This is a genomic window from Mycobacterium sp. NTMscope_MAC_269, from assembly GCF_976985695.1.
Genome location: NZ_OZ335668.1, coordinates 377,671 through 402,101, shown reverse-complemented (window position 1 = coordinate 402,101; position 24,431 = coordinate 377,671). Strand labels below are relative to the sequence as shown.

Below are 24,431 nucleotides of genomic sequence, written 5' to 3'. Positions count from 1 at the left end.
GCACCGCTGTGACAATCAGACTCGGACTTCAAATTCCCAACTTCTCCTACAGCACCGGGGTCACCGACCTGTTTCCCACCGTGATCGCGCAAGCGCAAGAAGCCGAAGCTGCCGGCTTTGACTCCATCTTTTTGATGGATCACTTCTATCAACTGCCGATGTTCGGAAGTCCGGACCTGCCGATGCTGGAGGCCTACACCGCACTGGGTGGCCTGGCCGCCGCCACTCAGCGAGTCCAGCTCGGCACCCTCGTCACGGGGAACTCGTACCGTAACCCCACACTGGTGGCCAAGGCGATCACGACGCTGGACGTGGTTAGCCAGGGCCGAGCAGTGCTCGGCATCGGCACCGGCTGGTTCGAGTTCGAACATGACAGCCTCGGCTTCGAATTCGGTAGCTTCACAGAGCGTTTTAACAAACTTGATGAGGCGTTGCAGATCATCCTGCCGATGCTGCACGGCGAACGTGCGACGTTCTCGGGCCGCTACTACCGGACCCGGGAGGCCGTGGCCAATCCGCGGTTCCGCGATCACATTCCGCTACTCATCGGCGGAAGCGGCGAGAAAAAGACCATCCCTTTGGCCGTGCGGCACTTCGACCATCTTAATCTCCTCGCCGGCTTCGACGAGCTGCCCGCGAAGGTAAGCGCCGTGCGCCGCCTTTGCGAGGAGATCGGTCGTGACCCTGCCACTCTGGAGACCACCTCTCTGCTCACTGCGGTGGTCGACGAGAACCTCACCGAGGACTCCATTCCTGCTGCGATGAAGCAGCGCGTGATGGTTGGCAGCGCCGGCAAGATCGCTGACCAGATCAAATCGCAAATCCTCGACTTGGGCGTCGGCGGTGTGGTCATCAATGTATCCCCCAGCATCCAGCGTTACCAGCCGGGACACCTCACCGCACTCGGCGAGGCACTCGGGCCACTCCTGGCTGCCTGATCCTAAACACGTTGCTGTCGTTGACGATCCCTTAATCGGGATCGTCAACGGCAGCGAGGACGACAACCTTGCCCGTCAGCTGCCCTGCATCGGCCCGTGCATGAACATCGCGCAAGGCTTTCAGGGGGCTACGTTCTGCGACGTCGATATGTAGCTGGCCGTCATCGACGCGGGTCACAAGCTCTGCCAGCCGCGCTGCATCGCTGCGGGAGAACACCCGCCCCGTGCGCACGCCGCGTTCGGCATCCACCGGGGGCGGAGTGGTCGCACTGATGAGCACGCCCCCATCGGCGACCAGGTCGACCAGATCGGCAATTTCACCTTCAGAGACTCTAACCAAGTTCAAAACCAGGTCGAATCGCTCGCCAGCGAGCTGAGTAGTTAGCGGGCCATCGGTGTAATCGACGATGCGGTCGGCACCGTAACCGGCAATGCGTTCCCGGCTGCGCGGACTCGCCGTGGCAGTGACGACCGCCTCGATTCCCTTGGCAAGTTGCACAGCATATCCGCCTACCGACCCCCCGGCACCGTTGATCAATACGGTCTGTCCAGCCTGTAGCTTTCCCTCATCGAACAACGCCTGCCAGGCGGTCAGTGCGACCAAGGGCAGGGCGGCGGCTTCCACCAAATCGACGGTGTTCGGCGCGTGTACCAGCAAATCGGCACTGACTAGTACGAATTCGGCGGCCGCCCCGTCTTCGGTCATCGGCAAGAATGCCACTACTGCGTCGCCGGTGTTCCAGCCTGAAACCCCCTCGCCGAGTTCAACGATCGTGCCGGCAAGGTCAACATTCGGCACATGGGGAAGGGTGAGCGGGAACACCGGCTGCAAAAAACCCGCCCTGATCGCTGAGTCGACGGGGTTGAACGAAGTCCCGACAACTCGCACCAAGACCTGGCCCGGCCTGGGCGTGGGACGCGGGACGTCTTCGTATACGAGTACGTCGCTGTCGCCATATTGGTAGTAGCGCACTGCCTTCACGGTTCCTCCTGTGTGTAGATATATTTCGAGACGGATGCCAATTTCTTTAATGGGTCTCGGTGTCGAATTAATCCCGGTCGCCTACCGAAAACGTGAAATCAGCACCGGATCAGTATTCGGAACCAATCGGTTCCTCACCTTGACTACATATTAGACGAATCATTAACGTTTGCGTCGACGCCCGTCGAGTCTACCTGGTGGGCTTGGCTTCCGAAGAACGCAAAGGGTATCAGAAATGCATGACACTGCGTCGAGTCCCAGCCTCGACGGAGCCGCAGCATCGTCCAATCAGGCCGCTCGATTTGACCATCACGACGCGACACGCAATCCGGGCGATATATGGGCGGATCATGAATCGTTGCGCAGCACGTGTCCGGTAGCCCGCGTGGACCGATACGGCGGGTTTGAGCTCGTCTCAGATTACGACGAGATCAGGCAGATCATCTCCGTGCGCGAGGATTTCAGCAGCGCTGGCGAGGGAGTCTTCATTCCTCGACCCTCTGGACTTCCCATCCTTCCCGCAATGGAGTTCGACGGCGACGCCCACCGGGCCTGGCGAAAAGTCTTCGACGGCCTTCTCAACCCGACCGCGGTGCGCGCGCTGGAACCCCTGATTACCGAGATCGTCGACGCTCATATCGATGCCTTTGCCCGCCATGGCAGCGCCGACCTCATCCCAGCATTCACCCCATCCAGTGCCCGGCGTCGTCATAGGCCGGATGGCGGGGCTGTCGAATGAGTTTGCACAACCAGCAACTCTTCGACACGTTCCTCGCGGCGCCGGCCGAAGACACACAGAGCTTTCAGGATTTCGTCGAGTTCATCCACGAGCGTCTCCATTCGCGCTGTCCGGCCGCGACGGATGATTTTCTACGCCAACTCGCAAGCGGCCGCTACCAAGACATGGAGATCGACGACAACACCGCAGTGCTAATTCTCATCGCCTAATGGGCGGCGGACATCACTCGACCGCATCCGGGCTAGCGGGTCTGGTACACCACGTCCTGCGCAATGACGACCTTCGCCGTCGACTGGTTGCCGAGCCGCAATTGGTGACAAATGCCGTGAACGAAAGCCTGCGCCTGACGACTCCCCTGCAACTATTCGCCCGAACCACTTTGAACGACACCATTATTGGCGGCTGTCCTATCAGCCAGGGCAGCCGAGTACTGCTCAATTTTGCCGCCGCCAACCGCGACCCTGACGAATTCGACCGGCCAAACGACTTCGTCATCGACCGTGCCCACTATCGGCATCTAGCCTTCGGCTACGGCGCACACATATGCAGCGGCCAGCACCTCGCCCGCGCCGAACTCCGCATCGGCCTACTTCGCCTGCTGGACCGCCTTCCCGATCTCGCCCTCGACGGCGAGGCCGAGTTCACCGGTTTGGTGGGCGACAATCTCATGGGTATCCGCAGCATGCCAGTCCGATTCACCGCGCAGGGGTGACGCTCCCACTCACGTGACGCGTTCGGGATCCTGAACGAGGGTGTGGAGGGTATTCGATAACCGGTGCCCAGGCCGCCGCCGTCCCACTGGCGGGGCCGGTTAGGTCGCTTGTGAGATGACCCGAAGTCAATCCCGCGGTGATCACGAAAGCATCGATTGATGGGTACGAACAATTCCCTCACGTTTTAGTCGGAGCCAACTACTTTCGCGCTGACCGCTACGCCGGCGGCCAAACGAGCGGCTCGCCGCGCAACCACGCATCACGCGCCTTGACCAGCGCGTCGCGCCGGGGACCCACTTCTGTCGGCATGTCGGGCACGATCTTGTGCCCGAGCCCCTCTTGGAGGTATGCGAGCCGTTGGTAACCGTCCGGACGGCGGGCCATGATCTCGGGCTTCAATTCGACGGTCTGATTCGGGTCGGTCGGAACGATGTAATCGCGTTCGTAGACCGGCTGGCGCAGCACCATCCCCCAGCGGCCCTCGCGGCGCTCAACAAAGTCGAACACCATACCGATGCACGTAACGTCACAGAGGACACCTTCGACCATGCCGCGCTGCATGATTCGCAGCTTCGACATGGCAAAACCACGGTCCCCTTCGACCAGTGCCGCGCCACCGCCACCGGAGTGCAGCGTTCGGTCACCTTGCGCAAAGCCCTTGGACGCCGCTTCGACGAATTGCTGTGGGGTCGCTTTGCCTCCCCAGGTGGTCATCAACACACCGTCGTCATGCCACACCTCGAGGAAGCGGTCCCACTCGCGGTTGTCGCGGAAGATCATCCAGTTCTCGACGAGCTCGCGGATCGCGATGCGGTCGAGCAGCGTGTCGTTGTTGCCCATCTAGTCCTCCTGTCCGGGGCCGAATTTCGCTACCGAAACTCGAGTCGTCATTTCAGCGTCAGCCGATCCCTGATCAACGTGTCGAATAGTTTCGCGGGGTCCGCCTCGTTGTGTCCGGCTCCGGCCAGTTCGCGGTAGTAGTTCTCGACCACGCGAATCAGGGCAAGGGGTGCGCCCAGTTCGGTCCCGTAGGCGATGACCTCCTCGATGTCTTTGTACGCCATGGCGACAGTGACCAACTTGCCGTCGAATCGCCCTGTGGCAATCAGTGGCGCGCGAATCTTGAATTGGCCCGACATCGCACCAGGGCTCTCCGAGATCAACTCGGCTACCTGCATGAGATCCAGTCCAGCGAGCTGCGCGTAGGCCATCGCCTCTGCGGTGGCAGTCACGTGGACCATGCCGAGGAACTGAGCAACGAGCTTCATCTTGGTACCCGTGCCGAATTCGCCTACGTACTTGACGTTGGGCGACATACCGTGCAATACCTCGGCACATCGCTCGTGTTCCTTCGGGTCACCGCTGGCATAGATCACCGCCAGCTTTGCCTCGACCATGGCCGGGGTGCCGGACACCGGCGCGTCTAACATTTCAGCGCCGCGCGCAACGAACCCATCGCGGACACGTTGCTTGAGTACCGGCGCGATTGTGCTCAACTCGATCATGCTCGGAACGGCGGTCGCGGCGAGCACCCCATCCGGGCCGACCGTCACCTCCTCGAGCTCGGCTAATGTCCGCAAGCAACTCACGACGACGTCGGCCACCTCTGCCACCGCCTTAGGTGATCCGTCGCCGGGTACCGTCGCACCATGGGCCGTCAGTTCCGCGGCCCTGCCTCGGCGGGTGCACACGACGTCGTACCCCGCGTCGAGCAGCCCGCACGCCAGCGGAAATCCAAGCCGACCCACACCGATGAAGCCGACCGTTGGGTTACTCATGACATCGATCCTTCCTTACTGGGTCACTTCTGCGACCAAGTCTCTCGAGTTGTCCTACTGGGCAAGCAGATTCACGAATCATTCGGTCGGAACCGGGAGAACAGTCGCAGGTGCGATGAAAAGCGGCTCGATCCGACGGGACCGGATGAGCCACCCTCCACCGTGGCGCTCGAAGACGTCGGCGACGTCGGCGACCAGTGTGGGCGTGACCGTCGGTCGTGGGGCATCCCCGTCCTCCGCAAACAGAGTCACGATCGCGACGGCCGATGCGCGATCTGTTTCCGCCGAGGTGATATGCATGTTGGTGACGACGTGGCGGGTGACCCGCGGGCCGTTTGCGGCCCGTTGTGTATAGATCTCCTCGATCTCTGCCGTCCCGCGGAAAGTCTGTGTAAATATCCGCAATTCGGCATCCGACACGAAGAAGCTGGCCGCCCGCCTGCCTTCTCGATGATCGATTTCGAACCATAGAGCCGTAACGATGTCGAGCAGCTCCTCTCGCAGCGAGCGCCGGTCGAGCTGCTCCGCGCTCATCCGGGCATACCTCCATTCGGCGTGAGATTTCGGGCGTCCGTTACCGCGACGCGCGCGCCCCCGAGGACGAAGGCGACGTCACTGCCGACCATGACGAAACTGTGGCCGCGGCTGTACAACTGAACTGCCTCGGCCCCTGTGACGGCGACGGCGCCAAAATTCAGGGCTGATGCACGGCATGCGTCTTCTGCATGCCCGACCAGCGTTCGAGCGGCCTCGCCGCCCGGCGCGAAGCCAGCCGAGACTGCCAAGTCATACGCCCCGATGAACAGCGCATCGATGCCAGGGACCCCGGCAATGTGCACCGCCTCGGCAACGGCCGCTGGGCTCTCAAGCTGGGCCACCAGGGTCACCTCATCGTTACCGCGGGCCAGATAAAGGGTGGCATTGAGTTGTCCCCAGTCTCCCGCCCGAGTATTTGGGCTCGCACCGCGCCGTCCACCCGGTGGGAATCGGCACGATTCGACGGCCGAATGGGCGACGTCGACGCTGTCAACATGAGGAAGGAAGAGACCTGCCGCGCCGGCATCGAGCACCGGCTGCACGTCGCGCGGTGTATGACCCAGAACCCGCACGAACGCCGGAATGCCGTGGCCCGACGCCACCGAGATCATGGTTGACATGGTGCGCACATCGAAGGCGCCGTGCTCCCCATCGATCACGACGAAGTCCATTCCGGCGGCCGCCAGAAGTTCGAGGACCTCGGGGACAGGGAGCTTGACCCATGTCCCGATCGCCGGCCGGCCGGCTGACCATGGTGCCGTCACGACTTACTAGCCTTCATAATCCTGGGCGTTGATGACCCATCCTCGTGCGGCGAAATCCGCTCGCGGCGGGGCAAACACGTCAACAAGGTGGTGCATCCCCTCACCGATGGCGCGTGAGGTGTGGACGATGCCCGGCGGGATTATCGTGATCGACGGGCTCGCGCACTTGATATGCTGATCGCTGCGCCAGTCACGTAGCCGCGGCGTCCACGGACTCCGCAAGTGATGGGTGTACTCACCGAGCAAAGTCACCGTAGCCTGCTCGAAGCTGTCGTGTACGTGCGGCGACAAAGAGTCGGTGTCGCGAGCACCGTGTTCGGGAGCGAACCAGTTGACCATCAGCGAGTCACTACGAAAGATCCGGCCAAACCGGGCCGAATCCACTGGTATGTCGGCTGCTAGATAAACGCGCACCGTGCCGGGTCCTGGTACAGGCGGCCGGTCCGGCAACGGTACAACCGCGGGATCCGGCTCGCCATAGGTTGCGTTGTTGTCCGCGCGGACCCGCACATCGGCGGAGCGGGCCGTGAAAATCCGCAAAAGTCCGCCGTCGCTACCCGCAACCAGCCGACTCGCACCGGCCGGGATAATCGCGAGCACGGGCCCCACTATCGACGTGTCTACGTCACCAGGTGCGAAGACCGTAACTGCGGTCGCCTCGGGAACGATGACGATGTGCTCGTCGGGAAGGTTGACCTCCGACAGGGACTCGCCCGCGCGTACCCATGCGTAGCCGATGCAGAAGTTCTGACCACGAATGTACCAGGAACACTTATCAATCGAGTCGGCCTCGCAGCCGTATTGATCGGAAAACCCGTAGAACGCAGGCGCGCGCGGAGCACTTGTCGCGGTTGACATCCCGGCGCTTGCCGGGCTTGCAGAGGACGCTTGAGGCGCCTCTACTACCATACGTTCGTTCACCAGTGACTCCCCGACTGCAGCATGCCATCATCACGCATGCGTACTGCGGTGGCTTGTAACGCAGCCGCCAAAGTCATAGTGCCCTGGCCGGTTTCGGCAATCAACGAACGCCTTCCGAAGCCACCATTCGCCGTGACCGAACAATCGGCCTCGGCTACCGACGCCCATCCGTCACATTGAAATAGCCGCGCCATCAATCTCTGTGCCACCGTCAGGAACCCAATTCGGGATGCAGTCCCACCCAGCCTCCACCGCGACATGGATCGCGAGGTCCTCGCATCGCAAGATCTCGTCGACGCTTTTACGCCACGGCGCCGCCCCTGAAAAGCCCACCTTGGAACGGCCACGATGGCTGTCATGAGCCTGATACACGACGACCTCGCGCAATGCAGTACGTGTCGGGCGACAACACATTGTCGGCGCATCAGTACTGAGTCCCGAAATCAGTATCGGATTTCAGTATCACTACTGCTGCGCAGCAATTGTGCCGCGTGTCACAGTCATGCCGCACCATCGAGAACGTCTCTCGACGAAGGCGTCCCGGCGGAAGGTATTGGCAGCGTTGGCTCCGGCTGGCGCCAAACAGCGATCGGAGGCAATTAGCGATGCTCACCCCGACCCCCTCTCCCCTCCACACGTCCGATTTGCAACGGATGGTTTCCCAGGCGGTCTGGGACCGCAAAATGGCAGGCTCGGATGCGTTCCGCGCTCGGCGTGCTGAACGGCGTATTGCAGCGCTTCTCGATGAGTTCGCCGAATCCGTGCTGTCGCGCCTCGATCCGGCACCGGGCAAAAAGACAGCAGCTTGCGCAGGGGTCTCGACGTGACAGCAACTGATGCGGCGACTGCCACCGCATTATCGCCGCCCATAGTCACCGTGACCGACGCCGACGGAGGACGGCGAATTAGCGTCTTCGGCGCCAATCGGACAGAAATCTGCGGGGCCTTCAAACCGGCCAACCGTCCCTATTGGCTGATGTATGTCACCAAGGCCGTCGCCGACGCAGTCAACCGATCTAATCCCGCTTTGGTCCCACACCGCCTTCCGGTGACCGCGAAACAAGACGCCGAACAGTGGGTCGAACTGATCGCCGGCCTGTACCTGAAGGCCGCAAGCCAATGCGGCTAGGCACACCACCCCGCGGGACGCCTGTCGAAGAAGCGCCGAACCCGGAGTGGCCCACCACCGGTCATCAGATACCCGAAAGGCGTTGCATCACATCCGGTTTAGATCGCCACCCCGCTACCAACGTATACATCACGACACGTGACGGAGTACGACTTGCGGTGAGCGACTACGGCTCTCGAGAGGCTGATCAGACCGTGGTCTTCCTGCATGGGCTTTGTCTAAGCCGAGTGTCGTGGATGCACCAAATCGACCACCTGCTGCGACGGTACGACGGAGCCGTTCGTGTCATCAGCTACGACCACCGCGGACACGGTCGATCGGATCAGGCTCCGATGGGCAGCTATCGCATCGAGCAACTTGCCGATGATTTAGCCCAGGTCCTGACCGCACGTCAAGTGACCGGGGCGCTCACCTTGGCAGGGCACTCAATGGGGGGAATGTCTGCGTTGTGCTACCTCGCCCGTTCGTCGGCGGAGCGGCCCGTCGAGCCTCAGGGACTCGCGCTGGTCGCCAGCGCTGCAGGAAACCTTGGTGAACGCGGCTTGGGCAGGTTTTTGGCCACCCCCGCCACCGGTATGCTGGCCAGGCTCATCGACCACACCCCCGCGCGGACTATAAGAATTCTGACGGGGCCGCTGCGCGCGGCGCTCGATCGCCGCCACCTCGGTGTGCGCCCAGGACAGGCAACGCTCGCTGCCGTCACGGCCGCGGCCCTGGCCACAACACCCTTGCCGACCGCCGTGGGGTTTCTACCCAGCTTGCAGTCCTACGACCAATACAAGACGCTCGAGTCGATACGCGCAGACACAGTCGTAATTAGCGGAGGTCTAGATGTCCTGACACCACCGGCGCACTCTCGCGACCTCGCCGCCAGAATTCCACGCGCCACTCATGTGCATCTGCCCGCAGGTGGACACATGCTGCCCTATGAGGCTCCGGACATGGTAAACGCTGCCATCCAGCGGGTAATTAGTCCGTCGAAGGCCACACTTTGCGTGCCGGCAACTCCACTTCCGGCATAGAAACACATCGGAAGCACTGTCCACACTTAGCCGACAAATCAGTAATGAAATCAGTATCGCGGGCATGGTGAAGGTGTGTGCCTTGTGACACAGTGTCGACATGTCACCTCTGCCAGGCGGGATGCACCTGCGCAACGGCGGTATCGCTGCGCAGGCCTTGACAAGGTTGGGTTTGTCCCAAATGCTCGACCACGATCGGAGACCGTTACCAATGCCCACCGCGTCTGATTCCTCAACACAAACGTCAGATCTTCAGCGCTTGGTATCGCGGGCAATTTGGCACCGCAGGCAGGCGAGCGCGAAACCTGATCCACTCGCGACTCGACGAGCAGAAAGCCGCGTTTCTGAACTTCTCGACGAGTTCGCCGAATCTGTACTATTGCGGCTTTCCTCTCCGCGTCTTGTTCCCGAAGTGACTGACGCGACTGTTAAGATTCGCACGTGCCAGCCAAAGGTGATCGAAAGCTCGCGAGTACGTCCAGGCGCAGTCGGACAGCTGCCTCACAGACTAACGCCGCTTTAGAGGCAACGCCTCGGAGTAGCATTCGGCGTGAGCTCGTCGAGGACCAGATCCTGTCCGAGGCTGCGCGGCTATTCGCACAGCGGGGCTTCGCCGGCACCAACCTGCAAGACATCGCAGAGTCTGTCGGAATAACCCGACCGGCTCTCTATTACTACGTGCGCAGCAAGGAAGAGATCCTCTCCCGCCTCGTCGCGGAAGGCACCGAAGCGCCAGCCGCCGAGATCAAACGCTTGATCAACTCGCCCGACACGGACGCGGCCACCAGGTTACGTGCGGTGGCATATTCCATCGCGTTACGCCGTGCGACCGATCCCTTCCAGCTTCAAATGCTGGTGCGTTCCGAGTCGGAGCTACCGGCAGATCTAGCTCGCTCTTACCGCTCGGCTCAGCGCGCCACGCTTCGCGAACTTGTTGCCCTGATCGATGGCGGAATTGAAGCAGGAGAATTTCGGCCAGTCGATGCAAAGAGTGCCTCGCTGGCCATCATCGGCATGTGCAACTGGGTTGCCTGGTGGGCGGAGTCGCTGGATGGACAGACGCCAGACGAGGTCGCACGGCAAATCGCCGACCTTGCGCTGGCGATGGTGCGCCAAGTCGACCGTGACGGCAAGGGCGCCAAGGAGGGGCCAGAGGCTGTGATCACCCGAATGCGTTACGAACTGGATTATCTTAGTCGGCTACTCGAGCCGCGAGCCCCCACGACCAGGGCAGCCAAGAAATCTGCGCGCGCTAAGTCTAGTTGAGATCCGCGGTGTAGCGTCGTCCCATGGATGCGCGATTACCGGGCAACCTACCTGCGGAAGTGACCAATTTCGTGGGTCGCCAACATGAGATGGAGCAACTGCAGAAGGTGTTCTCTGCAGGCCGGCTTATCACGCTGACCGGACCGGGAGGGGTGGGCAAGAGCCGCCTGGCCAGGCGCTTTGCCACGGCCGTGCGGGACCAGTTTCCCGACGGGGTCTGGCTTGTCGAGCTCGGTGAGCTCAGAGCAAGTGATTTGCTTCCATTTCAAGTGGCGCGTGCCATAGGCCTCAAGAACGGCACCGGCGAGCCCTCGAGGACGCTTGCCGAACAACTCACCACGAAACAGCTTATGCTTGTCATCGACAACTGCGAGCACATGGTTTCCCCGGTGGTCGAGTTGATTAGCACATTGCTTACTACGGCACCCGGCCTACACATCGTCACTACCAGTCGGCAGATACTCGGCGCCGAGGGCGAACACATCTTCGAGGTGCCGCCAATGCCGAACGGCCCGTGCGACGACCGCGGTGAACTCGGCTCCCCTGCCCGCCTCTCGGATGCTAGTCAACTATTTCTGGACCGCGCTACCGCCGTAGTTCCAAATCTCGTCGTCAAACCGGACACCATGCAAGCCGTGGTTCAACTTTGTGAGCGACTGGAGGGTATGCCACTGGCGATCGAACTGGCCGCCGCCCGCCTGCGCGCATATTCGGTCCACGAAATCCTCGGCCGGCTCAAACATTCATTCGACGTGCTGACATCGGGCCCACGATCAGCTCCGGCCCGACATCGCGCCCTCGAGGCAACTATTGACTGGAGTTTCGGCCTGTGCTCGCCGGCCGAGCAATTGTTGTGGACGCGATTGTCTGTGTTCGCCGGCGGGTTTGACATCGGCGCGGCCGAAAAGGTCTGTGCCGACGAGCGATTGCCGCGTTCGGAAATCTTTGATCTGCTGGCCGGCCTGGTTGACAAGTCGGTCCTTAGTTCCCGTACTTCCGTCTCGGGACCAGGCACCAGGTTCTCGATGCTGGAAACGGTTCGCGAATTCGGCCAGACGCGTTTGAAGGAGTCTGGAATGGCTGCCGACATCAAGCAGCGCCACATCAAGCATTTCACCGCGCTCGCCGACCGCTACCACACTGACTATTTCAGTGAGCGTGAGATCGGCTGGTTCAAGGCAGTCAGCATTGATCTTCCGAATTTGCGGTTGGCCCTGCAAAACTGCCTGGATAAGCCCGGGGACGCCACATCGGCGCTGCGGATTGCCTCCTGCTTGCGGATGTACTGGGCATCTCCTGGATTGATCCTGGAAGGCATTCAATGGCTACGTAAGGCCCTCGAAGTAACTCTCGCGCCCAGCCCCGACCGTGCAGAAGCTCTCTGGACCTGCGCTTTTCTCGAGCTGGTGTCAGGTGACGTCGACCAAGGGGCCCAGACGCACGCCGAGTGTCGGGAACTCGCAGAGAAGTTGGGACTAGAACGGGTCCAGGCATTTCTCGCGCTGTGCCCTATGTTGACCGACTCGGTAGTTGGAGACCTCGACGCGGCGTTCGTCGGCGCACAGGAGGCCGCACGGCGTGGACGAGAGACGGGGAACGCTGTGCTTACCGGTGAGGCGCTCACCATGGCGTTCATGATGGCCTTTAGACTTGACAGACCTGAAACAGGCAAAGTCGGCAAGGAGGCGCTCGACTTCCTGGAGGCAGAAGGCTCCCAGTTCTATCGAGCGTTCGCACTGTGGATCCAAGGACTAGTGCATTGTCGCGGCGGCGACGCCGCTGCCGCGATGGGCTGCCTGAGAGATTCCTTCGGCGTATTCGATGCCGTCGGCCACGATCTCGGCATCGCGACGTGCCTGGGCGGATTTGCCTGGGCCGCCGCCATGCTGAATGAGCCCGAACGCGGAGCGGGACTTCTGGGTGCGGCGAACACAATCTGGCAGACGGGACCGCTGCGCGAGCCGTTTCTATGGTTTCGGTTCAAAGTGGCCGAACCAGTCGAAGCACTGATCCGCAATGCCATTGGCGAGAAGGCCTTCATCTCCGCATTCAACGAGGGCACACAGCAGGACTTTCATCGACTCCTCGATCCCCTACCCGAGGATGCTAACGACGACAGTAATCGGCTATCGGCTGCCAGGCTAGCCACCCTTACCCGCCGCGAGGTCGCCGTCGCAGAACTCCTCGCCAAGGGGCTCACCAACAGCGAAATCGCTGGCGAGCTGGTGTTATCCCGTCGCACCGTCGAATCGCACGTCTACCACATCTTTGCGAAGCTCGGACTGAATTCGAGGTCGCAGGCCGCCGAGTGGTTCGCCAAGCATGCTTATCCGAACATCACCTGATGCACCCGCAGAGTATCCATATACTCGCGAACCGCGGATATCAGATCGCCGTCGAAGTCGAACGCCAAGTGGTACTTGTTGGTGTAGTGGCGGCCGTTGGTGAGGTTCGCGTTTGACTCGGCCTCGACGGCTACCCGATCGTCTTCAGCAATCATGCTGATCGGCCTGAAGGTAGCCGGTCCAGCAGTATTATTCGCGATCCCTGAGAGCATCGCAGGGATTTCTGATCTCGTGAATGTGCCAGAGATCGGAAGCTCGCCTGCGATCCACCATGTCGCGTTATCGGTCAGCCGACGCAATATCGCCTCCGCGTCGCCAGTCTCGAAGGCCTCCAGGAACTCCAACACCACGCGCTTGTGGGCGTCGATGGTCATGTCTACGTCTTTTCCTCCGACAATCTCCTAAAGGCCAGCCTACTGCCGAGCCGACATCGACACCGTAGCATCGATCAGACTACCAAGTCAACTAATTGACGTTTGTGTATAGCAAGGCTCCAGGCAGCGTTTGATTACAGACGTGCTGATGTATTAACGTATGAGTTGAATCCGAAGGCGGCCAACTCCCGCGCGTCTTCAAACGAAGGAGTGCACGCGATGTCAATTAAAACGGTTGGGTTCATTGGCGTCGGTCGACTAGGTTTTCCGCTGGCGAGCGCGCTGCTGGATGCCGGCTTCGACGTGGTATGCGCGGCGCGCGGGAGGAGCGCTGAACTCGCCGAGCGCGGTGGCAGAGTCCTGGTGGACGGAACAGTACGCACTGTCGCTGAAGCATCCGATGTGGTCCTTTCCTGCTTGCCATCGGCGGCGTCGCTGCACGAAATCCTGGATGGCCCAACCGGACTGCTCGCGGCTGACCATGTACCACCCCTGATCGAACTGAGCACTCTGCCCATCGCACTCAAGACAGACGCTCGTCGACGGCTCCAGGCCTGCGGATCGGACTTACTCGACGCTCCCGTTAGCGGCACACCCGCAATGGTGGCGGCGCGGATCGCAGTGATTTATGCCAGCGGCGATCGCTCTCTGCATGACCGCGCCGAAGAAGTGTTCCGGGCGATGTCGCCGCACTACGTCTTTGTCGGTGAATTTGGGACCGGCACAAGGATGAAGCTCGTCGCCCAGTATCTGGGTCTGGTGCACGTCACCGCCGCCGCGGAAGCGATGGCCTACGCGAAATTGTCTGGGCTCTGCCTAGATCAGGTCACGGAGCTTATCTCGGCCAGCCCTGGAGCGGTATCTGGACAGTTCAAGATCCGCGCACCATTGATGGCTGCCGGGCAATTCGACGGCCGATTGGTTACGGTTGATATGACACTCAAAGACATCCGCGAAATCCTCGCTTATGCAAGGGAAATCGATGCATCGGTGGACTTGATTGAAGTTGCCGAAGCTCACTTTCGTCGTCTTGAGGCCGAGGGGCACGGTCAAGCGGATCCCGCCAGGTTGTTCGAAATGTTGGTCAGTCACGCGCAGGCAGGCGCTCGATGAGACTTGCTCGCCTCGCTGGCGGACTCACCGGGGTTGTCATCGACGTCGGCGATGCGCCGCAAATAGTTCCCGTCACGGGGGCGATTGACGCATTCGAAGCAGATTCGACGAATATCGCATCGCTGCGCCAGTGGTTTCGTGGCTACCCTGAGAATTGGCTACCTTTGATATCTGACTGGCACTCTGTCGGCCCGCTGCTGACTGACCTGATCGCGCGCTGCCACGACGATCACAACCGCGGCCGAGACAGGATCGAATTGTTGCCCGTCACGTCAACACCACTGGACCCACCGCTGCCCGATCGCACGACGCGGATCTTTGCCTCGGGCGGAAACTTCACCCAGCATGCGACGAAGATGTCCTCGCAGTTGGTATCAAAGGACGGCCCCGGCACCCCCGGCGAGTTCCCACCGTGGGGCTTCTACGTCATCCCAGGAACCGTCGTCGGTCCGGGCGCGACGGTTACTCCGCCTCCCGGCACGCAAAAACTCGACTACGAGGCCGAGGTTGCGGTCGTATTCGGCGCGCAGACAATCGCGGCTGGGCAGGGCGATTACGTGCCATGGGGCTACACCGCGTGGAATGACTTCAGCATCCGCGACGCCGCACTCGGCCTGTCGCGTACCGACCATGGTCCACTGACGTGGTCGCTGACAAAGAACTTCCAGACGGCAAACAGTTGTGGGCCATGGATGGTGGTCGGACACGATCTCGATGTTCGGGATCTGCGAATTCGGTGCTGGGTCAACGGTGAACTCCGACAAGACGGTACGACTGCGGACATGATCTACTCCTTCACAGACACCGCCCGCTATATCTCTAAATATCTCCCCATCGCCGCCGGCGACATGGTGTTGTCCGGCACCCCGGCAGGGACCGCCATGGAAGGCGGCCTTGACGGGCCTTATCTTTCGGACGGTGACCATGTCGAGGTCCTTGTCGAGGAAATCTCCAAGCTCGGTAATGAAATCAAGATGGGCAGTTGATGACGCGCCCGTTCAGGAAGGGGTAACACGCATGGCCAGCAAACCGCGACTCGCCCATGTCGTGCTACAGACGAGTCGGTTAGAAGAATTGCGGGATTGGTACTGTGCGGTGCTGCAGGCTCATGTGGTCTATGAGGGACAGAGCTTGTGCTTCATCACATGTGATGAGGAGCACCATCGGCTTGCGCTGATGGGCGCTCCCGAACTCCAATCGCGTAACCCAGGTGCGTCCGGGATGCACCATACTGCATACACATTCGCCGACCTTGACGATCTGCTCAGCCGCTATGCCGAGCTGAAAAAGCAGGGAATCACGCCACAGGTGCCGATTCAGCATGGGGTCACGACATCGCTCTACTACCAAGATCCCGATGGCAATTTTCTAGAACTGCAGGTAGACAACTTTGCGACTCCCGACGAAGCGACGGCCTACATGCATGGCCCGGAGTACATGAGCAATCCCGTCGGGGTCGCGTTCGATCCGAACACGATGCTAAAAGCCCTGAGGAGCGGCGTGTCGGTCGCCGAGTTGAGCACCCAGACATGGGCACGGACCGCCTGTCCAGGACTTCCTGATCCGTTGGCCGCCCTGACCGGCGCCTGACCCGGCATGGCCGTTGGTAGAGGCGAGATCCTTTGGTCCCCATCCCCAGAACGTGTCGCTGCCTCGCGGATGGTGCACTTTCAGCGCTGGTTAGCCAACTCGCGCGCGGTCGAAACGACTGACTTCCCGTCGCTGTGGCGGTGGTCGGTCGATCATCCGAACAAGTTCTGGCTTGCGATCTGGGATTACTTCGACGTCATCGCGTCACACGAGGCGAATATCGCATTGGCGAGCCCGAAGATGCCTGGTGCTCAATGGTTTCCGGGAGCAGAGTTGAACTGGGCGGAAAATCTTCTGCGCCACAGCGACGAACAGAGCCCAGCAATCGTCTCTGTATCCGAGGACGGTACATCTGCGGAGATGTCTCGCGCCGACTTGGTTTCTCGGGTCGCCAACCTCGCGGCAAACCTTCGGGCGATGGGCGTAAGACCTGGCGATCGGATCGCCGCGGTGCTTCCTAACATCGCACCCACAGTCATCGCACTATTGGCCGCCGCAAGCATCGGAGCGGTCTGGTCGTGCTGTGCGCCCGACTTTGGGGTCAAAGGTTTGATAGATCGGTTCGCACAGATCGAACCGACAGTCTTGATTGGTGTCGACGGCTATCGACACAACGATCAGGCCGTGCCGAAGATCGACCTGTTGGCCGAGCTTTATGCCGAACTGCCCACCGTCAAGCACGCAGTGCTGGTTCGGAATCTGGTGCCGTGCAGACCGGTTCCGGCCGGAATACACGATTTCGGACGTCTGGTGGAAGGCAACGCGACAGCCGATTACACGCAGTTGCCGTTCGACCATCCATTGTGGATCCTCTACAGCTCGGGCACCACTGGGATGCCCAAGGGCATAGTGCATTCCCACGGCGGCATCCTGTTGGAGAGCCTGAAAGCCAACTCGCTGCACTACGACCTCGGTCCCCGGGATCGGGTGTTCATCTCGGCCAGCACAGCGTGGGTCGTGTGGAACATGCTGGTCAACGCGATGTCGACCGGAGCGACGATCGTCACTTACGACGGTAGCCCGCTGGCCCGAGGGGCCGACACCCTTTTCGCGATCTGCGCGGCGGAAAATGTCACCCGTTTCGGAACGGGCGCCGCGTACTTGACCAAGTGCGAGAACTCCGGTATCAGTCCCGGCGAGGCCCACGATCTGTCGTCACTTCGGTCGATTCTGAGCACGGGATCGCCGCTGCCGGACCCGACATTCCGATGGGTTTACGAGTCTGTGAAGCACGATGTCCATCTGGGTTCCGACAGCGGCGGAACCGACGTCGCAACGGCTTTCGTCGGTGCCAACCCGCTACAGCCGGTGCGCGTCGGCGAGCTACAGGGGCCATGGCTCGGCGTGGCGGTGCAGGCATGGAACGAGGCCGGTACCCCGGTGGTCGGCGAAGTCGGCGAGATGGTCATCACCGCACCGATGCCGTCCATGCCAATCTACTTCTGGAACGACCCCAACGGTCAGCGCTACCACGATGCCTACTTCACCGAGTTTCCCGGCGTGTGGCGGCACGGCGACTGGATCGCAATGTCACCGACGGGCGGCTGTGTCGTGCAAGGTCGCTCGGATTCCACGATCAACCGGGGCGGCGTTCGAATGGGATCGGCCGATATTTACGGAGTTGTCGAAGAGCTCCCCGAAGTGTCCACTAGTCTGGTCGTTGGAGTCGAATTGCCACAGGGCAGTTACTACATGCCACTATTCGTGGTTATCGCGGACGGGCACAGACTCGATTCCGAATTGAAAAGTAGGATCCGAGAGACCATCCGCTCGAACATTTCTCCCCGTCACGTGCCCGACGACATCATCGAGGCACCGTCGGTGCCGACCACACGCACCGGCAAACGGCTGGAGATTCCCGTCAAAAAGCTGCTACAAGGCCGATCCAAGAGCGAAGTCGTCAACACGACAACCATCACCACCCCCAATGATCTCGACTGGTATGCCGATTTCGCCCGCCAGTTCCTGGTCCGAGACAGAAAGTCCTAAAGCATGAGCGAAATCGTCATTGTCGGCGGAGCCGGTTGGGCCGGAACGGAGTTGGTCCGTCGCTTGGCCGCCGTCCACGCGGACTTCAGTGTTGTCAGTCATAGCGATGCCGGATCCGAACGGCTGCGATCGGCAGGAGCCCAGAACGTCGTGCGCGCCCACCTCGACGATCCCTCGACATTGAGGTCAGCGTTTAGCGGCGCGCGCGCCGTCTACGCGATCCCGCCGACACTGCATCAAAACGAAGACCAGCTGATCATCAACGCCGTGCGAGCGGCGGAGGCCAGCGACGTCCAGCAGTTCACCTATCACTCAGTGCTGCACTCCAATACCCCGTTCCTGCGTAATCATGTGCGCAAGGCCCGGGTCGAGTCGACTCTGCAGTCCAGCAGCCTGACGTGGACGATTCTCCAACCCTCCATTTACGCGCAGGTGATCATGTCGATGTTTGCCAACAAACCGGCCGGCGTGGTCGGAGTGCCATTCGACATCGACTCCAAGATTGCGATCGTCGACCTCGCCGAATGCGCCGAGGTTGGTGTCAAGGTTCTGACTGAACCCGGAGTACACGACTACGCTACTTACGAATTGGCCGGCCCGACAACGACCTTGCGGCGATGTCTCGCCGACGTGGGACGCGCTCGCGCTATTGACCTGGAGCCCGAGATACTCCCCGTACACCAAGGTGCATTGCCGCCGCCGGCACAGGGCAACCCCGAATCGGCGGCCGACATGATCTCCACCTATGCCCACTACGATCAACACGGCTTCCGTGGGAACGCGTGGATACTGACGCAATTGCTTGGCCGCACACCGGCTTCCTTCACAGATGTGGTCGCACGCCATTTCGGCTCTGCCTCTGCTCAAGTACCCAATTGAATCCCCGTAGCAGTCACTACCGTCAATTGATTGACCCTCCCGTCAGTCATCGATAGGATGACCGAGGATCGCTGCGTACCCCCAGCCACACAGCAACGAGAGGGCCCCCTGCGGGGACCTATGCTTCACGAATTTTTAAGCGAGGTGTCAGTTTGAGCCGCCTTCCCGGCGCCACACAGGTGCTTGTCGCAGGAGGCGGGCCGGTGGGGCTCGCCACCGCCGTCGAGCTCGGGCGGCGCGGCATCCGCTGCGTCGTGATCGAACCGCGCGAAACCGTCTCGCGTGCACGGCCCCGCTGCAAGACGGTCAGCGTACGCACCATGGAACACTTACGCCGTTGGGGATTGGCCGACGAGCTCCGCAAGCGCGCACCGCTACCGTTTGAGTGGTCGCAAGATATCGTGTTTTGCACCTCACTGGCCGGCCATGAACTCTCACGCTTCACGGGCGTGCTTGGCCTCGCCCACGATGGTGACCGCTATCCGGAACCGGGTCAGCAAGCACCCCAGTTCGTCCTCGAGGATCTGCTGCGGGAAACCGTTGCGTCCCTTGATTCGTGCGTCCTCGCGACCGGTTGGTCCGTTACGGGCCTCATCCAGAAGCCCGACGCCGTGGAGGTGTCGGTAGTCGATTCCACTGGCAACTTGGCCGTTATCACCGCCGAGTACGTGGTCGGCGCCGACGGAGCCCGAAGCGTTGTCCGCGAAGCAATAGGGTCGGCGTATGTCGGTGAGCAAGCTCTTCGCCCCAATTTCGGCATGCTATTTCGAGCACCAAGGCTCTGGGACCATATCCCCCACGGCCCCGCCGTCCAATACTGGACCGTCAACGCGAGGACACCCGGCATCGTCGGCCCCCTCGACTTGAACGGCACCTGGTGGATCGTTGCATTCGGGGTTGATCGCGACGCCGGTATGGACCGCGGACATGAACTGATCCGCGATGCTATCGGCACGGACACGGACGTCGAGATCCTCTCCACCGACCCTTGGACCGCGCGCATGCAATTGGTCGACCGCGTCAGCAACGGCTGCGTTTTTCTCGTAGGCGATGCCGCCCATCTCAATCCGCCGTTCGGCGGGCACGGGCTGAATACCGGCGTCGGCGACGCCGTCGATTTGGGCTGGAAGTTAGCCGCCGTGCTCACGGGTTGGGGCGGGCCCAGACTGCTCGATAGCTATGCCGCCGAACGCCGGCCAATCCAAGACCGGGTGATCGACGAGGCTGCGGCCAACATGAAGGTACTCTCCACCGATCTGACGACGGCGGACCTCGATTCAGACGGCGACGTCGGCGTGAAGGCGCGCGCTCTTGCCCATGAACGAATCCAGGAGACCAAGCGCGCAGAGTTTTACGCTTTGGACCTTGTGCTGGGCACCGGTTATGACAATTCACCCATTATCGTCTCGGAATCCTCCCAAGGTCCGGGCCGTCCCGGGTACCGCCTGCCGCATGTCTGGCTGCGTGATGGCGTATCGCTCTATGACGAGCTCGGAGCGGGCCTGACGCTGCTCGTGTTCGACGGAGGAACGACCACCGGAAGCGACGCCGTGACCAGGTTCCGGACCGCGGCCGAGGAGCGTCAGGTGCCGCTGAAAATCCTTGACCTGCAGCGAGGAGACCTAAGGGATCGGTACGGAAGCGAGATGGTCCTCGTCCGGCCCGATCAGTATGTCGCCTGGAGCGCCGACACTGCGCCGACCGATCCCGGGTGGATCCTCGACCGCGCCAGAGGCGCGTGATATCCGCCTTATCTCTGCTTTATCTCTACCGCATCGAATTTGAAGGAGTTGTGATGGCAGGAAGTCTTGCGGGCAAGGTCGCGGTCGTGACCGGAGGTGCCGCTGGCATCGGTCGAACGATCGTGCAGAAGCTATCGGCGGAAGGTGCCGACATCGCGGTCGCCGACGTCAACGCGGCCGATGAGGCGGAGGCGCTGGTCGAGGCCAATGGGAGGCGGTTCTTCAGTGCGAAGGTCGATGTGTCGGACGAAGCGCAGGTCAATGATTTCGCCGACCAGGTCCGCGACGCGCTGGGCACCGTCGATATTGTCATGAATAACGCGGCCATCGCGCAAATGGTTGATTTCGACAATGTGACGTTCGAACAATGGCGCCAAATCTTCTCCATCAATGTCAATGGCGCGTTCCTGACGGCGAAGGCCTTCCTCGAGGATGTGAAGCGCTCCAGCGCCGGCAGGGTGATCAACATGTCATCGACAAGTTACTGGGAAAGCCCACCCACGTTTGTGGCATATGTCTCCGCTAAGGGCGCCATCAACGGCCTCACTCACGCCATGGCGACGGACCTCGCCAAGTACGACATCACGGTCAACGCGATCGCGCCCAGTGTGGTCCGCACTCCCACAACGCTCTCTCACCTCAGTGAAGAGTTCTTTGACATGCACATTCAGCTGCAGAACCTCAAGCGTCAGCAGACGCCTGAGGACGTCGCCAACCTGGTGGCGTTTCTCGCCTCCGACGAGGCGGCGTTCATCACCGGCCAAATCATTGCCGTGGACGGCGGGCTCACCCGGCGCTGACGCGAGCTTGCACCGCGCAGATCAGACGGTCAGCGCCGGGCGGTACGTGGCACGTAACCGCCTGGCGTTGACCAACTTCAGTGCGCCCGCCCACCCCGCAATACCGAGCACAGCGCGCTTAGTGACTAAAGAGTCTGCAGCACCAACTATTCGGCGAGATGATACTGTTGCCATTTCGCGCTCGGGCCGCCTCTGAACCGAGTATTCGTCGATACCAACGACTCTGGGCCCGCACACCTCTTGACACCGATGCGGACGTGGACGGACAACTCGCTGACCAGGCCGCCCATGGTCCGGGAGGAGATGGTCCCGGAGAAGGCCGCCCCCGGCGCTTCCCGAAAGGCATCGGCTTGAACCCGCGCCTCATGGGCGCAGGACGCGATGGACGGATGCGGCCCCGCCGTGTTTCCCCCAAGCGCACTCCCGCTGAGCACTTTCGCACTTGCGGCCTCGCCGCATCAGCAAATGTGGTGACGAATGATCAGAGAGCCGTTGCGGCTAAGCCTCCCTGTGCTCTAGCCGTAATCCCCGCGGCCAATCAATGTCGAACGCCCGACTCGGCGAGAGCTCATCAGGTCACGTGATGACTCCACCATTGGGCAGCAATCGCTGCAACAGTGCAGCCAAATAGACGTACGCGGCGGTGGCCATCCCACCGCCGCGTACGTCGCGAGCCCGTTGACTAGCTCGACGCGGTCTTGACCCCGAACGTCTCGTCCAGGTCGGTGCCCAGCAGTGCGTCTGCCGGCGGAGGCGGGCCAGGACCAACCCCGGGCGGGGGTGGTCCACCGCCCCATTCGTCGACGGCCTTCGGATCCGCCACACTCCAGGTACGAGGGACGTATGTGGGGTCGTGCAGGATGATCTCCTCCTCGACCGAATACTCGAACCAGTAGCCGTCCAAATCCCGGAAATACATGGCGATGTTGTGCCCTGGCCCATGCCGGAGGGGACCCCATTCGATCTCCACGTCATTGGCGCGCAACGCCTCTGCAGTGGCGTAGAACTGGTCGACATTCTTCATGCTGAACTGAAGGTGGTGCAGCCTACTTTCCGGGGTGCGGACAAGCACAACGTCGTGGTAGAGGTATCGGCCGGGTGACCGCATGAACGCCATGACGTAGTTGCCGTCCGGGGCCAGGATTCGGCTGGAGTGCAAGTGCCCCAGCACGTCGGCAAGAAACTGCTCCTCAGCTTCGAAGTTCGGGGCGCCGATGCCGACGTGGTCAGGAACGACGGGTGTCGGGCCACCGGCGCTCGGCGCCTCGACGAGGTGCGCCACCGGGATGTCTGTGTGCACACCCGTGGTGAGTTCGATACGGTGCCCGCCCGGGGTCGTGAAACGCACCGCCGGGTTCGATTCCCACTCAATGTGCGCGTGCCGCTCCACTTCGACGCCGGCAGCGGCGACACGCTCGGCCGCTCGTTCCAGCACCTGTTCGTCAGTGACCAAATAACTCACGTGGTGCATGCCATGAGCATCCCCCGGCTTGTAGACCAGCGAGTACCGGTCGACCCCATGCGCACTCAAGTAGTGCGTGCCGTCAGCGGTCGCGTGCTCGATGGTGAAACCCAGCCGGTCGGCCGCGTGTTTGGCTGCTGCCTCCGGGTCCTTCGCGTTGAGCGCAACATAGTTCACGCGCTCAATACCAATTGCGGACACCCGCGACCTCCTCGATCAGTGAACGAATAGCTCTTGACTATAGAGTCGAAGTATCTACACTCTAGTTTCGTCCCGATCTTCCGTCAAGCGCGCTCGGGCCGCTTACCGATGCGTGCGTCAATGGTTGGCTGTTGAAGTGCAAGGGCCACAGCCATCGTAATTCCAAAGTGGCGAGAGTATCTCGAGCGCGAAAGGCAGTGATGTCAGCATGATCCTGGTGCTCGGTGCATCCGGCTATACGGGACTGGCAGTGACACGGGAGCTTGCGGCCAAAGGTCTGGCTGTCCGTGGGTTCATCCGCGACGCCAACAAGATCGACTCAGTCCGGGCGGCTGGCGCAACAGAAATCATCGTCGGTGAGCTGCGAGATCTTGAGGCCCTCCAACACGCGGCCCGCGGCGCCCAAGGCGTGTTCTTCATCGGCCCGCGCTTCATGCCCGAAGAGGCCGCACTGGGAATAGTCTTGATAGACATCGCGATCCACGCAGGTGTCACCCGATTCGTGTACTCCGGTGTGTACCACCCCACGATCCTCGACCTACTCAATCACCAAGCCAAGGTCGACGTCGAGGATCACCTGTACAAGTCAGACCTTGAATTCACGGTGCTACAGCCTTCCCGCTTCATGCACGGCCCGATCCTGTCGAGCAAAGATCGCATCATTACCGAAGGTGTGCTCGCCGACGCGTTCTCGCCGGACAAAAAGATGGCCTACGTGGACTACCGCGACGTCGCCGAGGTTGCGGCGATCGCGTTCGCAGAACAGCGACTGGTCAGGGGCACTTTCGAGCTGTCGGCACCTGGCGAGTTCACCCTGCACGAGGTCGCCGCCAAAATTGGTCAAGCAATCGGTCGGGCTCTCCGCGCCGAGCAGGCCCCGATACGGGCCTACGGCCCCGCGGCGGGGCTGCTCAGCCAGCCCTTCTCCGCCGAGGGGTTTCGACGCCTCCGCGACTACTACGACCGTTACGGATTCCGCGGCGGTAACGCGCTCGTGCTGGAGACGATCCTGGGGCGGCCGCCCCGCAGCTTCGAATCTTGCGCGGCCGCGCTCCTGAATGCGTGAGTCTACTACCGCGCCTCGTCCACTGTAGATGGACCGCCGAAACCAGCCGTGCTATAACTTGATTGTCCAATATTTGACTAT

At 61.4% G+C, this 24,431-nt stretch carries 25 protein-coding genes; 17 read left to right on the top strand and 8 right to left on the bottom strand.

Features of this window, described 5'->3' with window-relative positions; translation table 11 throughout:
- The first annotated feature begins 8 nt into the window (after window positions 1-8).
- On the top strand, window positions 9-938 hold the full coding sequence (locus tag ACZ50Z_RS01975; protein WP_464482037.1) for an LLM class F420-dependent oxidoreductase: 930 nt from the start codon (window positions 9-11) through the stop codon (window positions 936-938).
- 31 nt (window positions 939-969) lie between these two features.
- On the opposite strand, the gene ACZ50Z_RS01970 is transcribed toward ACZ50Z_RS01975, so the two are convergent.
- The gene (locus ACZ50Z_RS01970) at window positions 970-1,920 is read right to left on the bottom strand and encodes an NADP-dependent oxidoreductase (protein ID WP_464482036.1); all 951 of its coding nucleotides are present in this window, start codon (window positions 1,918-1,920) and stop codon (window positions 970-972) included.
- A gap of 235 nt (window positions 1,921-2,155) precedes the next feature.
- Between ACZ50Z_RS01970 and ACZ50Z_RS01965 the strand changes: the two genes are divergently transcribed.
- The 3 genes from ACZ50Z_RS01965 to ACZ50Z_RS01955 are packed head-to-tail and all read left to right on the top strand — an operon-like array spanning window position 2,156 to window position 3,371.
- Window positions 2,156-2,659: a hypothetical protein gene (locus tag ACZ50Z_RS01965; protein WP_464482035.1), complete on the top strand. Its 504-nt coding sequence runs from the start codon at window positions 2,156-2,158 to the stop codon at window positions 2,657-2,659.
- Complete coding sequence (locus ACZ50Z_RS01960; RefSeq protein WP_464482034.1) at window positions 2,656-2,868, top strand: hypothetical protein; 213 nt, start codon at window positions 2,656-2,658, stop codon at window positions 2,866-2,868. Before ACZ50Z_RS01965 ends, ACZ50Z_RS01960 begins: the two co-directional genes overlap by 4 nt.
- Window positions 2,868-3,371, top strand: a complete 504-nt coding sequence (locus ACZ50Z_RS01955) for a cytochrome P450 (RefSeq protein WP_464482033.1) — start codon at window positions 2,868-2,870, stop codon at window positions 3,369-3,371. Before ACZ50Z_RS01960 ends, ACZ50Z_RS01955 begins: the two co-directional genes overlap by 1 nt.
- 217 nt (window positions 3,372-3,588) lie before the next feature.
- Here the strand turns inward: ACZ50Z_RS01955 and ACZ50Z_RS01950 are convergent, their stop codons facing one another.
- The 5 genes from ACZ50Z_RS01950 to ACZ50Z_RS01930 form a co-directional block, all read right to left on the bottom strand.
- Window positions 3,589-4,212 carry a nuclear transport factor 2 family protein gene (locus tag ACZ50Z_RS01950; protein WP_464482032.1) on the bottom strand — a complete coding sequence of 208 codons (624 nt, stop codon included), beginning with the start codon at window positions 4,210-4,212 and terminating at the stop codon, window positions 3,589-3,591.
- A gap of 47 nt (window positions 4,213-4,259) precedes the next feature.
- Window positions 4,260-5,150, bottom strand: coding sequence for an NAD(P)-dependent oxidoreductase (locus ACZ50Z_RS01945; RefSeq protein WP_464482031.1), 891 nt, complete (start codon window positions 5,148-5,150; stop codon window positions 4,260-4,262).
- 78 nt (window positions 5,151-5,228) lie between these two features.
- Window positions 5,229-5,684, bottom strand: coding sequence for a nuclear transport factor 2 family protein (locus tag ACZ50Z_RS01940; protein ID WP_464482030.1), 456 nt, complete (start codon window positions 5,682-5,684; stop codon window positions 5,229-5,231).
- Window positions 5,681-6,451, bottom strand: a complete 771-nt coding sequence (locus ACZ50Z_RS01935; protein WP_464482029.1) for an HpcH/HpaI aldolase family protein — start codon at window positions 6,449-6,451, stop codon at window positions 5,681-5,683. Before ACZ50Z_RS01935 ends, ACZ50Z_RS01940 begins: the two co-directional genes overlap by 4 nt.
- 6 nt (window positions 6,452-6,457) lie before the next feature.
- Complete coding sequence (locus ACZ50Z_RS01930) at window positions 6,458-7,372, bottom strand: hypothetical protein (RefSeq protein ID WP_464482028.1); 915 nt, start codon at window positions 7,370-7,372, stop codon at window positions 6,458-6,460.
- Window positions 7,373-7,977: 605 nt separating this feature from the next.
- Here ACZ50Z_RS01930 and ACZ50Z_RS01925 point away from each other — a divergent pair.
- The 5 genes from ACZ50Z_RS01925 (at window position 7,978) to ACZ50Z_RS01905 (ending at window position 13,134) form a co-directional block, all read left to right on the top strand.
- Complete coding sequence (locus ACZ50Z_RS01925) at window positions 7,978-8,199, top strand: hypothetical protein (RefSeq protein ID WP_464482027.1); 222 nt, start codon at window positions 7,978-7,980, stop codon at window positions 8,197-8,199.
- Window positions 8,196-8,501, top strand: coding sequence for a hypothetical protein (locus ACZ50Z_RS01920; protein ID WP_464482026.1), 306 nt, complete (start codon window positions 8,196-8,198; stop codon window positions 8,499-8,501). The genes ACZ50Z_RS01925 and ACZ50Z_RS01920 overlap by 4 nt, the downstream gene beginning before the upstream one ends.
- A 158-nt stretch (window positions 8,502-8,659) precedes the next feature.
- The gene (locus ACZ50Z_RS01915) at window positions 8,660-9,523 is read left to right on the top strand and encodes an alpha/beta fold hydrolase (protein ID WP_464482025.1); all 864 of its coding nucleotides are present in this window, start codon (window positions 8,660-8,662) and stop codon (window positions 9,521-9,523) included.
- Between the two features lie 441 nt (window positions 9,524-9,964).
- Entirely contained in the window at window positions 9,965-10,789 is an 825-nt protein-coding gene (locus ACZ50Z_RS01910) for a TetR/AcrR family transcriptional regulator (RefSeq protein ID WP_464482024.1), read from the top strand.
- 23 nt (window positions 10,790-10,812) lie between these two features.
- Window positions 10,813-13,134, top strand: coding sequence for an ATP-binding protein (locus ACZ50Z_RS01905; RefSeq protein ID WP_464482023.1), 2,322 nt, complete (start codon window positions 10,813-10,815; stop codon window positions 13,132-13,134).
- Here the strand turns inward: ACZ50Z_RS01905 and ACZ50Z_RS01900 are convergent.
- Window positions 13,116-13,508: a nuclear transport factor 2 family protein gene (locus ACZ50Z_RS01900; protein ID WP_464482022.1), complete on the bottom strand. Its 393-nt coding sequence runs from the start codon at window positions 13,506-13,508 to the stop codon at window positions 13,116-13,118. The genes ACZ50Z_RS01905 and ACZ50Z_RS01900 overlap by 19 nt on opposite strands.
- A 210-nt stretch (window positions 13,509-13,718) precedes the next feature.
- On the opposite strand from ACZ50Z_RS01900, the gene ACZ50Z_RS01895 reads away from it, so the two are divergent.
- The 7 genes from ACZ50Z_RS01895 to ACZ50Z_RS01865 all read left to right on the top strand — a co-directional run bounded on the left by ACZ50Z_RS01895 (window position 13,719) and on the right by ACZ50Z_RS01865 (window position 21,621).
- The gene (locus ACZ50Z_RS01895) at window positions 13,719-14,621 is read left to right on the top strand and encodes an NAD(P)-dependent oxidoreductase (RefSeq protein WP_464486045.1); all 903 of its coding nucleotides are present in this window, start codon (window positions 13,719-13,721) and stop codon (window positions 14,619-14,621) included.
- Window positions 14,618-15,607 (top strand): fumarylacetoacetate hydrolase family protein, encoded by a 990-nt coding sequence (locus tag ACZ50Z_RS01890; protein ID WP_464482021.1) that lies wholly within the window; start codon window positions 14,618-14,620, stop codon window positions 15,605-15,607. Before ACZ50Z_RS01895 ends, ACZ50Z_RS01890 begins: the two co-directional genes overlap by 4 nt.
- Before the next feature lie 31 nt (window positions 15,608-15,638).
- On the top strand, window positions 15,639-16,211 hold the full coding sequence (locus tag ACZ50Z_RS01885) for a VOC family protein (protein WP_464482020.1): 573 nt from the start codon (window positions 15,639-15,641) through the stop codon (window positions 16,209-16,211).
- Between the two features lie 6 nt (window positions 16,212-16,217).
- Window positions 16,218-18,200, top strand: a complete 1,983-nt coding sequence (locus tag ACZ50Z_RS01880; protein WP_464482019.1) for an acetoacetate--CoA ligase — start codon at window positions 16,218-16,220, stop codon at window positions 18,198-18,200.
- A 3-nt stretch (window positions 18,201-18,203) separates the two neighbouring features.
- Window positions 18,204-19,079, top strand: coding sequence for an SDR family oxidoreductase (locus ACZ50Z_RS01875; RefSeq protein WP_464482018.1), 876 nt, complete (start codon window positions 18,204-18,206; stop codon window positions 19,077-19,079).
- A gap of 179 nt (window positions 19,080-19,258) precedes the next feature.
- Entirely contained in the window at window positions 19,259-20,821 is a 1,563-nt protein-coding gene (locus tag ACZ50Z_RS01870) for an FAD-dependent monooxygenase (protein ID WP_464486044.1), read from the top strand.
- 53 nt (window positions 20,822-20,874) lie between these two features.
- On the top strand, window positions 20,875-21,621 hold the full coding sequence (locus ACZ50Z_RS01865) for an SDR family NAD(P)-dependent oxidoreductase (RefSeq protein WP_464482017.1): 747 nt from the start codon (window positions 20,875-20,877) through the stop codon (window positions 21,619-21,621).
- Between the two features lie 682 nt (window positions 21,622-22,303).
- Here the strand turns inward: ACZ50Z_RS01865 and ACZ50Z_RS01860 are convergent.
- Entirely contained in the window at window positions 22,304-23,260 is a 957-nt protein-coding gene (locus tag ACZ50Z_RS01860; protein ID WP_464482016.1) for a VOC family protein, read from the bottom strand.
- Window positions 23,261-23,492: 232 nt separating this feature from the next.
- On the opposite strand from ACZ50Z_RS01860, the gene ACZ50Z_RS01855 reads away from it, so the two are divergent.
- The gene (locus ACZ50Z_RS01855) at window positions 23,493-24,350 is read left to right on the top strand and encodes an SDR family oxidoreductase (RefSeq protein WP_464482015.1); all 858 of its coding nucleotides are present in this window, start codon (window positions 23,493-23,495) and stop codon (window positions 24,348-24,350) included.
- The last annotated feature ends 81 nt before the right edge of the window (window positions 24,351-24,431 follow it).

Bases quoted from the DNA above. Each gene is read 5' to 3' on its own strand.
- ACZ50Z_RS01965 (WP_464482035.1), top strand. From the start codon at position 2,156: ATGCATGACACTGCGTCGAGTCCCAGCCTCGACGGAGCCGCAGCATCG.
- ACZ50Z_RS01960 (WP_464482034.1), top strand. From the start codon at position 2,656: ATGAGTTTGCACAACCAGCAACTCTTCGACACGTTCCTCGCGGCGCCG.
- ACZ50Z_RS01955 (WP_464482033.1), top strand. From the start codon at position 2,868: ATGGGCGGCGGACATCACTCGACCGCATCCGGGCTAGCGGGTCTGGTA.
- ACZ50Z_RS01950 (WP_464482032.1), bottom strand. From the start codon at position 4,212: ATGGGCAACAACGACACGCTGCTCGACCGCATCGCGATCCGCGAGCTC.
- ACZ50Z_RS01945 (WP_464482031.1), bottom strand. From the start codon at position 5,150: ATGAGTAACCCAACGGTCGGCTTCATCGGTGTGGGTCGGCTTGGATTT.
- ACZ50Z_RS01940 (WP_464482030.1), bottom strand. From the start codon at position 5,684: ATGAGCGCGGAGCAGCTCGACCGGCGCTCGCTGCGAGAGGAGCTGCTC.
- ACZ50Z_RS01925 (WP_464482027.1), top strand. From the start codon at position 7,978: ATGCTCACCCCGACCCCCTCTCCCCTCCACACGTCCGATTTGCAACGG.
- ACZ50Z_RS01905 (WP_464482023.1), top strand. From the start codon at position 10,813: ATGGATGCGCGATTACCGGGCAACCTACCTGCGGAAGTGACCAATTTC.
- ACZ50Z_RS01900 (WP_464482022.1), bottom strand. From the start codon at position 13,508: ATGACCATCGACGCCCACAAGCGCGTGGTGTTGGAGTTCCTGGAGGCC.
- ACZ50Z_RS01890 (WP_464482021.1), top strand. From the start codon at position 14,618: ATGAGACTTGCTCGCCTCGCTGGCGGACTCACCGGGGTTGTCATCGAC.
- ACZ50Z_RS01885 (WP_464482020.1), top strand. From the start codon at position 15,639: ATGGCCAGCAAACCGCGACTCGCCCATGTCGTGCTACAGACGAGTCGG.
- ACZ50Z_RS01880 (WP_464482019.1), top strand. From the start codon at position 16,218: ATGGCCGTTGGTAGAGGCGAGATCCTTTGGTCCCCATCCCCAGAACGT.
- ACZ50Z_RS01875 (WP_464482018.1), top strand. From the start codon at position 18,204: ATGAGCGAAATCGTCATTGTCGGCGGAGCCGGTTGGGCCGGAACGGAG.
- ACZ50Z_RS01865 (WP_464482017.1), top strand. From the start codon at position 20,875: ATGGCAGGAAGTCTTGCGGGCAAGGTCGCGGTCGTGACCGGAGGTGCC.
- ACZ50Z_RS01855 (WP_464482015.1), top strand. From the start codon at position 23,493: ATGATCCTGGTGCTCGGTGCATCCGGCTATACGGGACTGGCAGTGACA.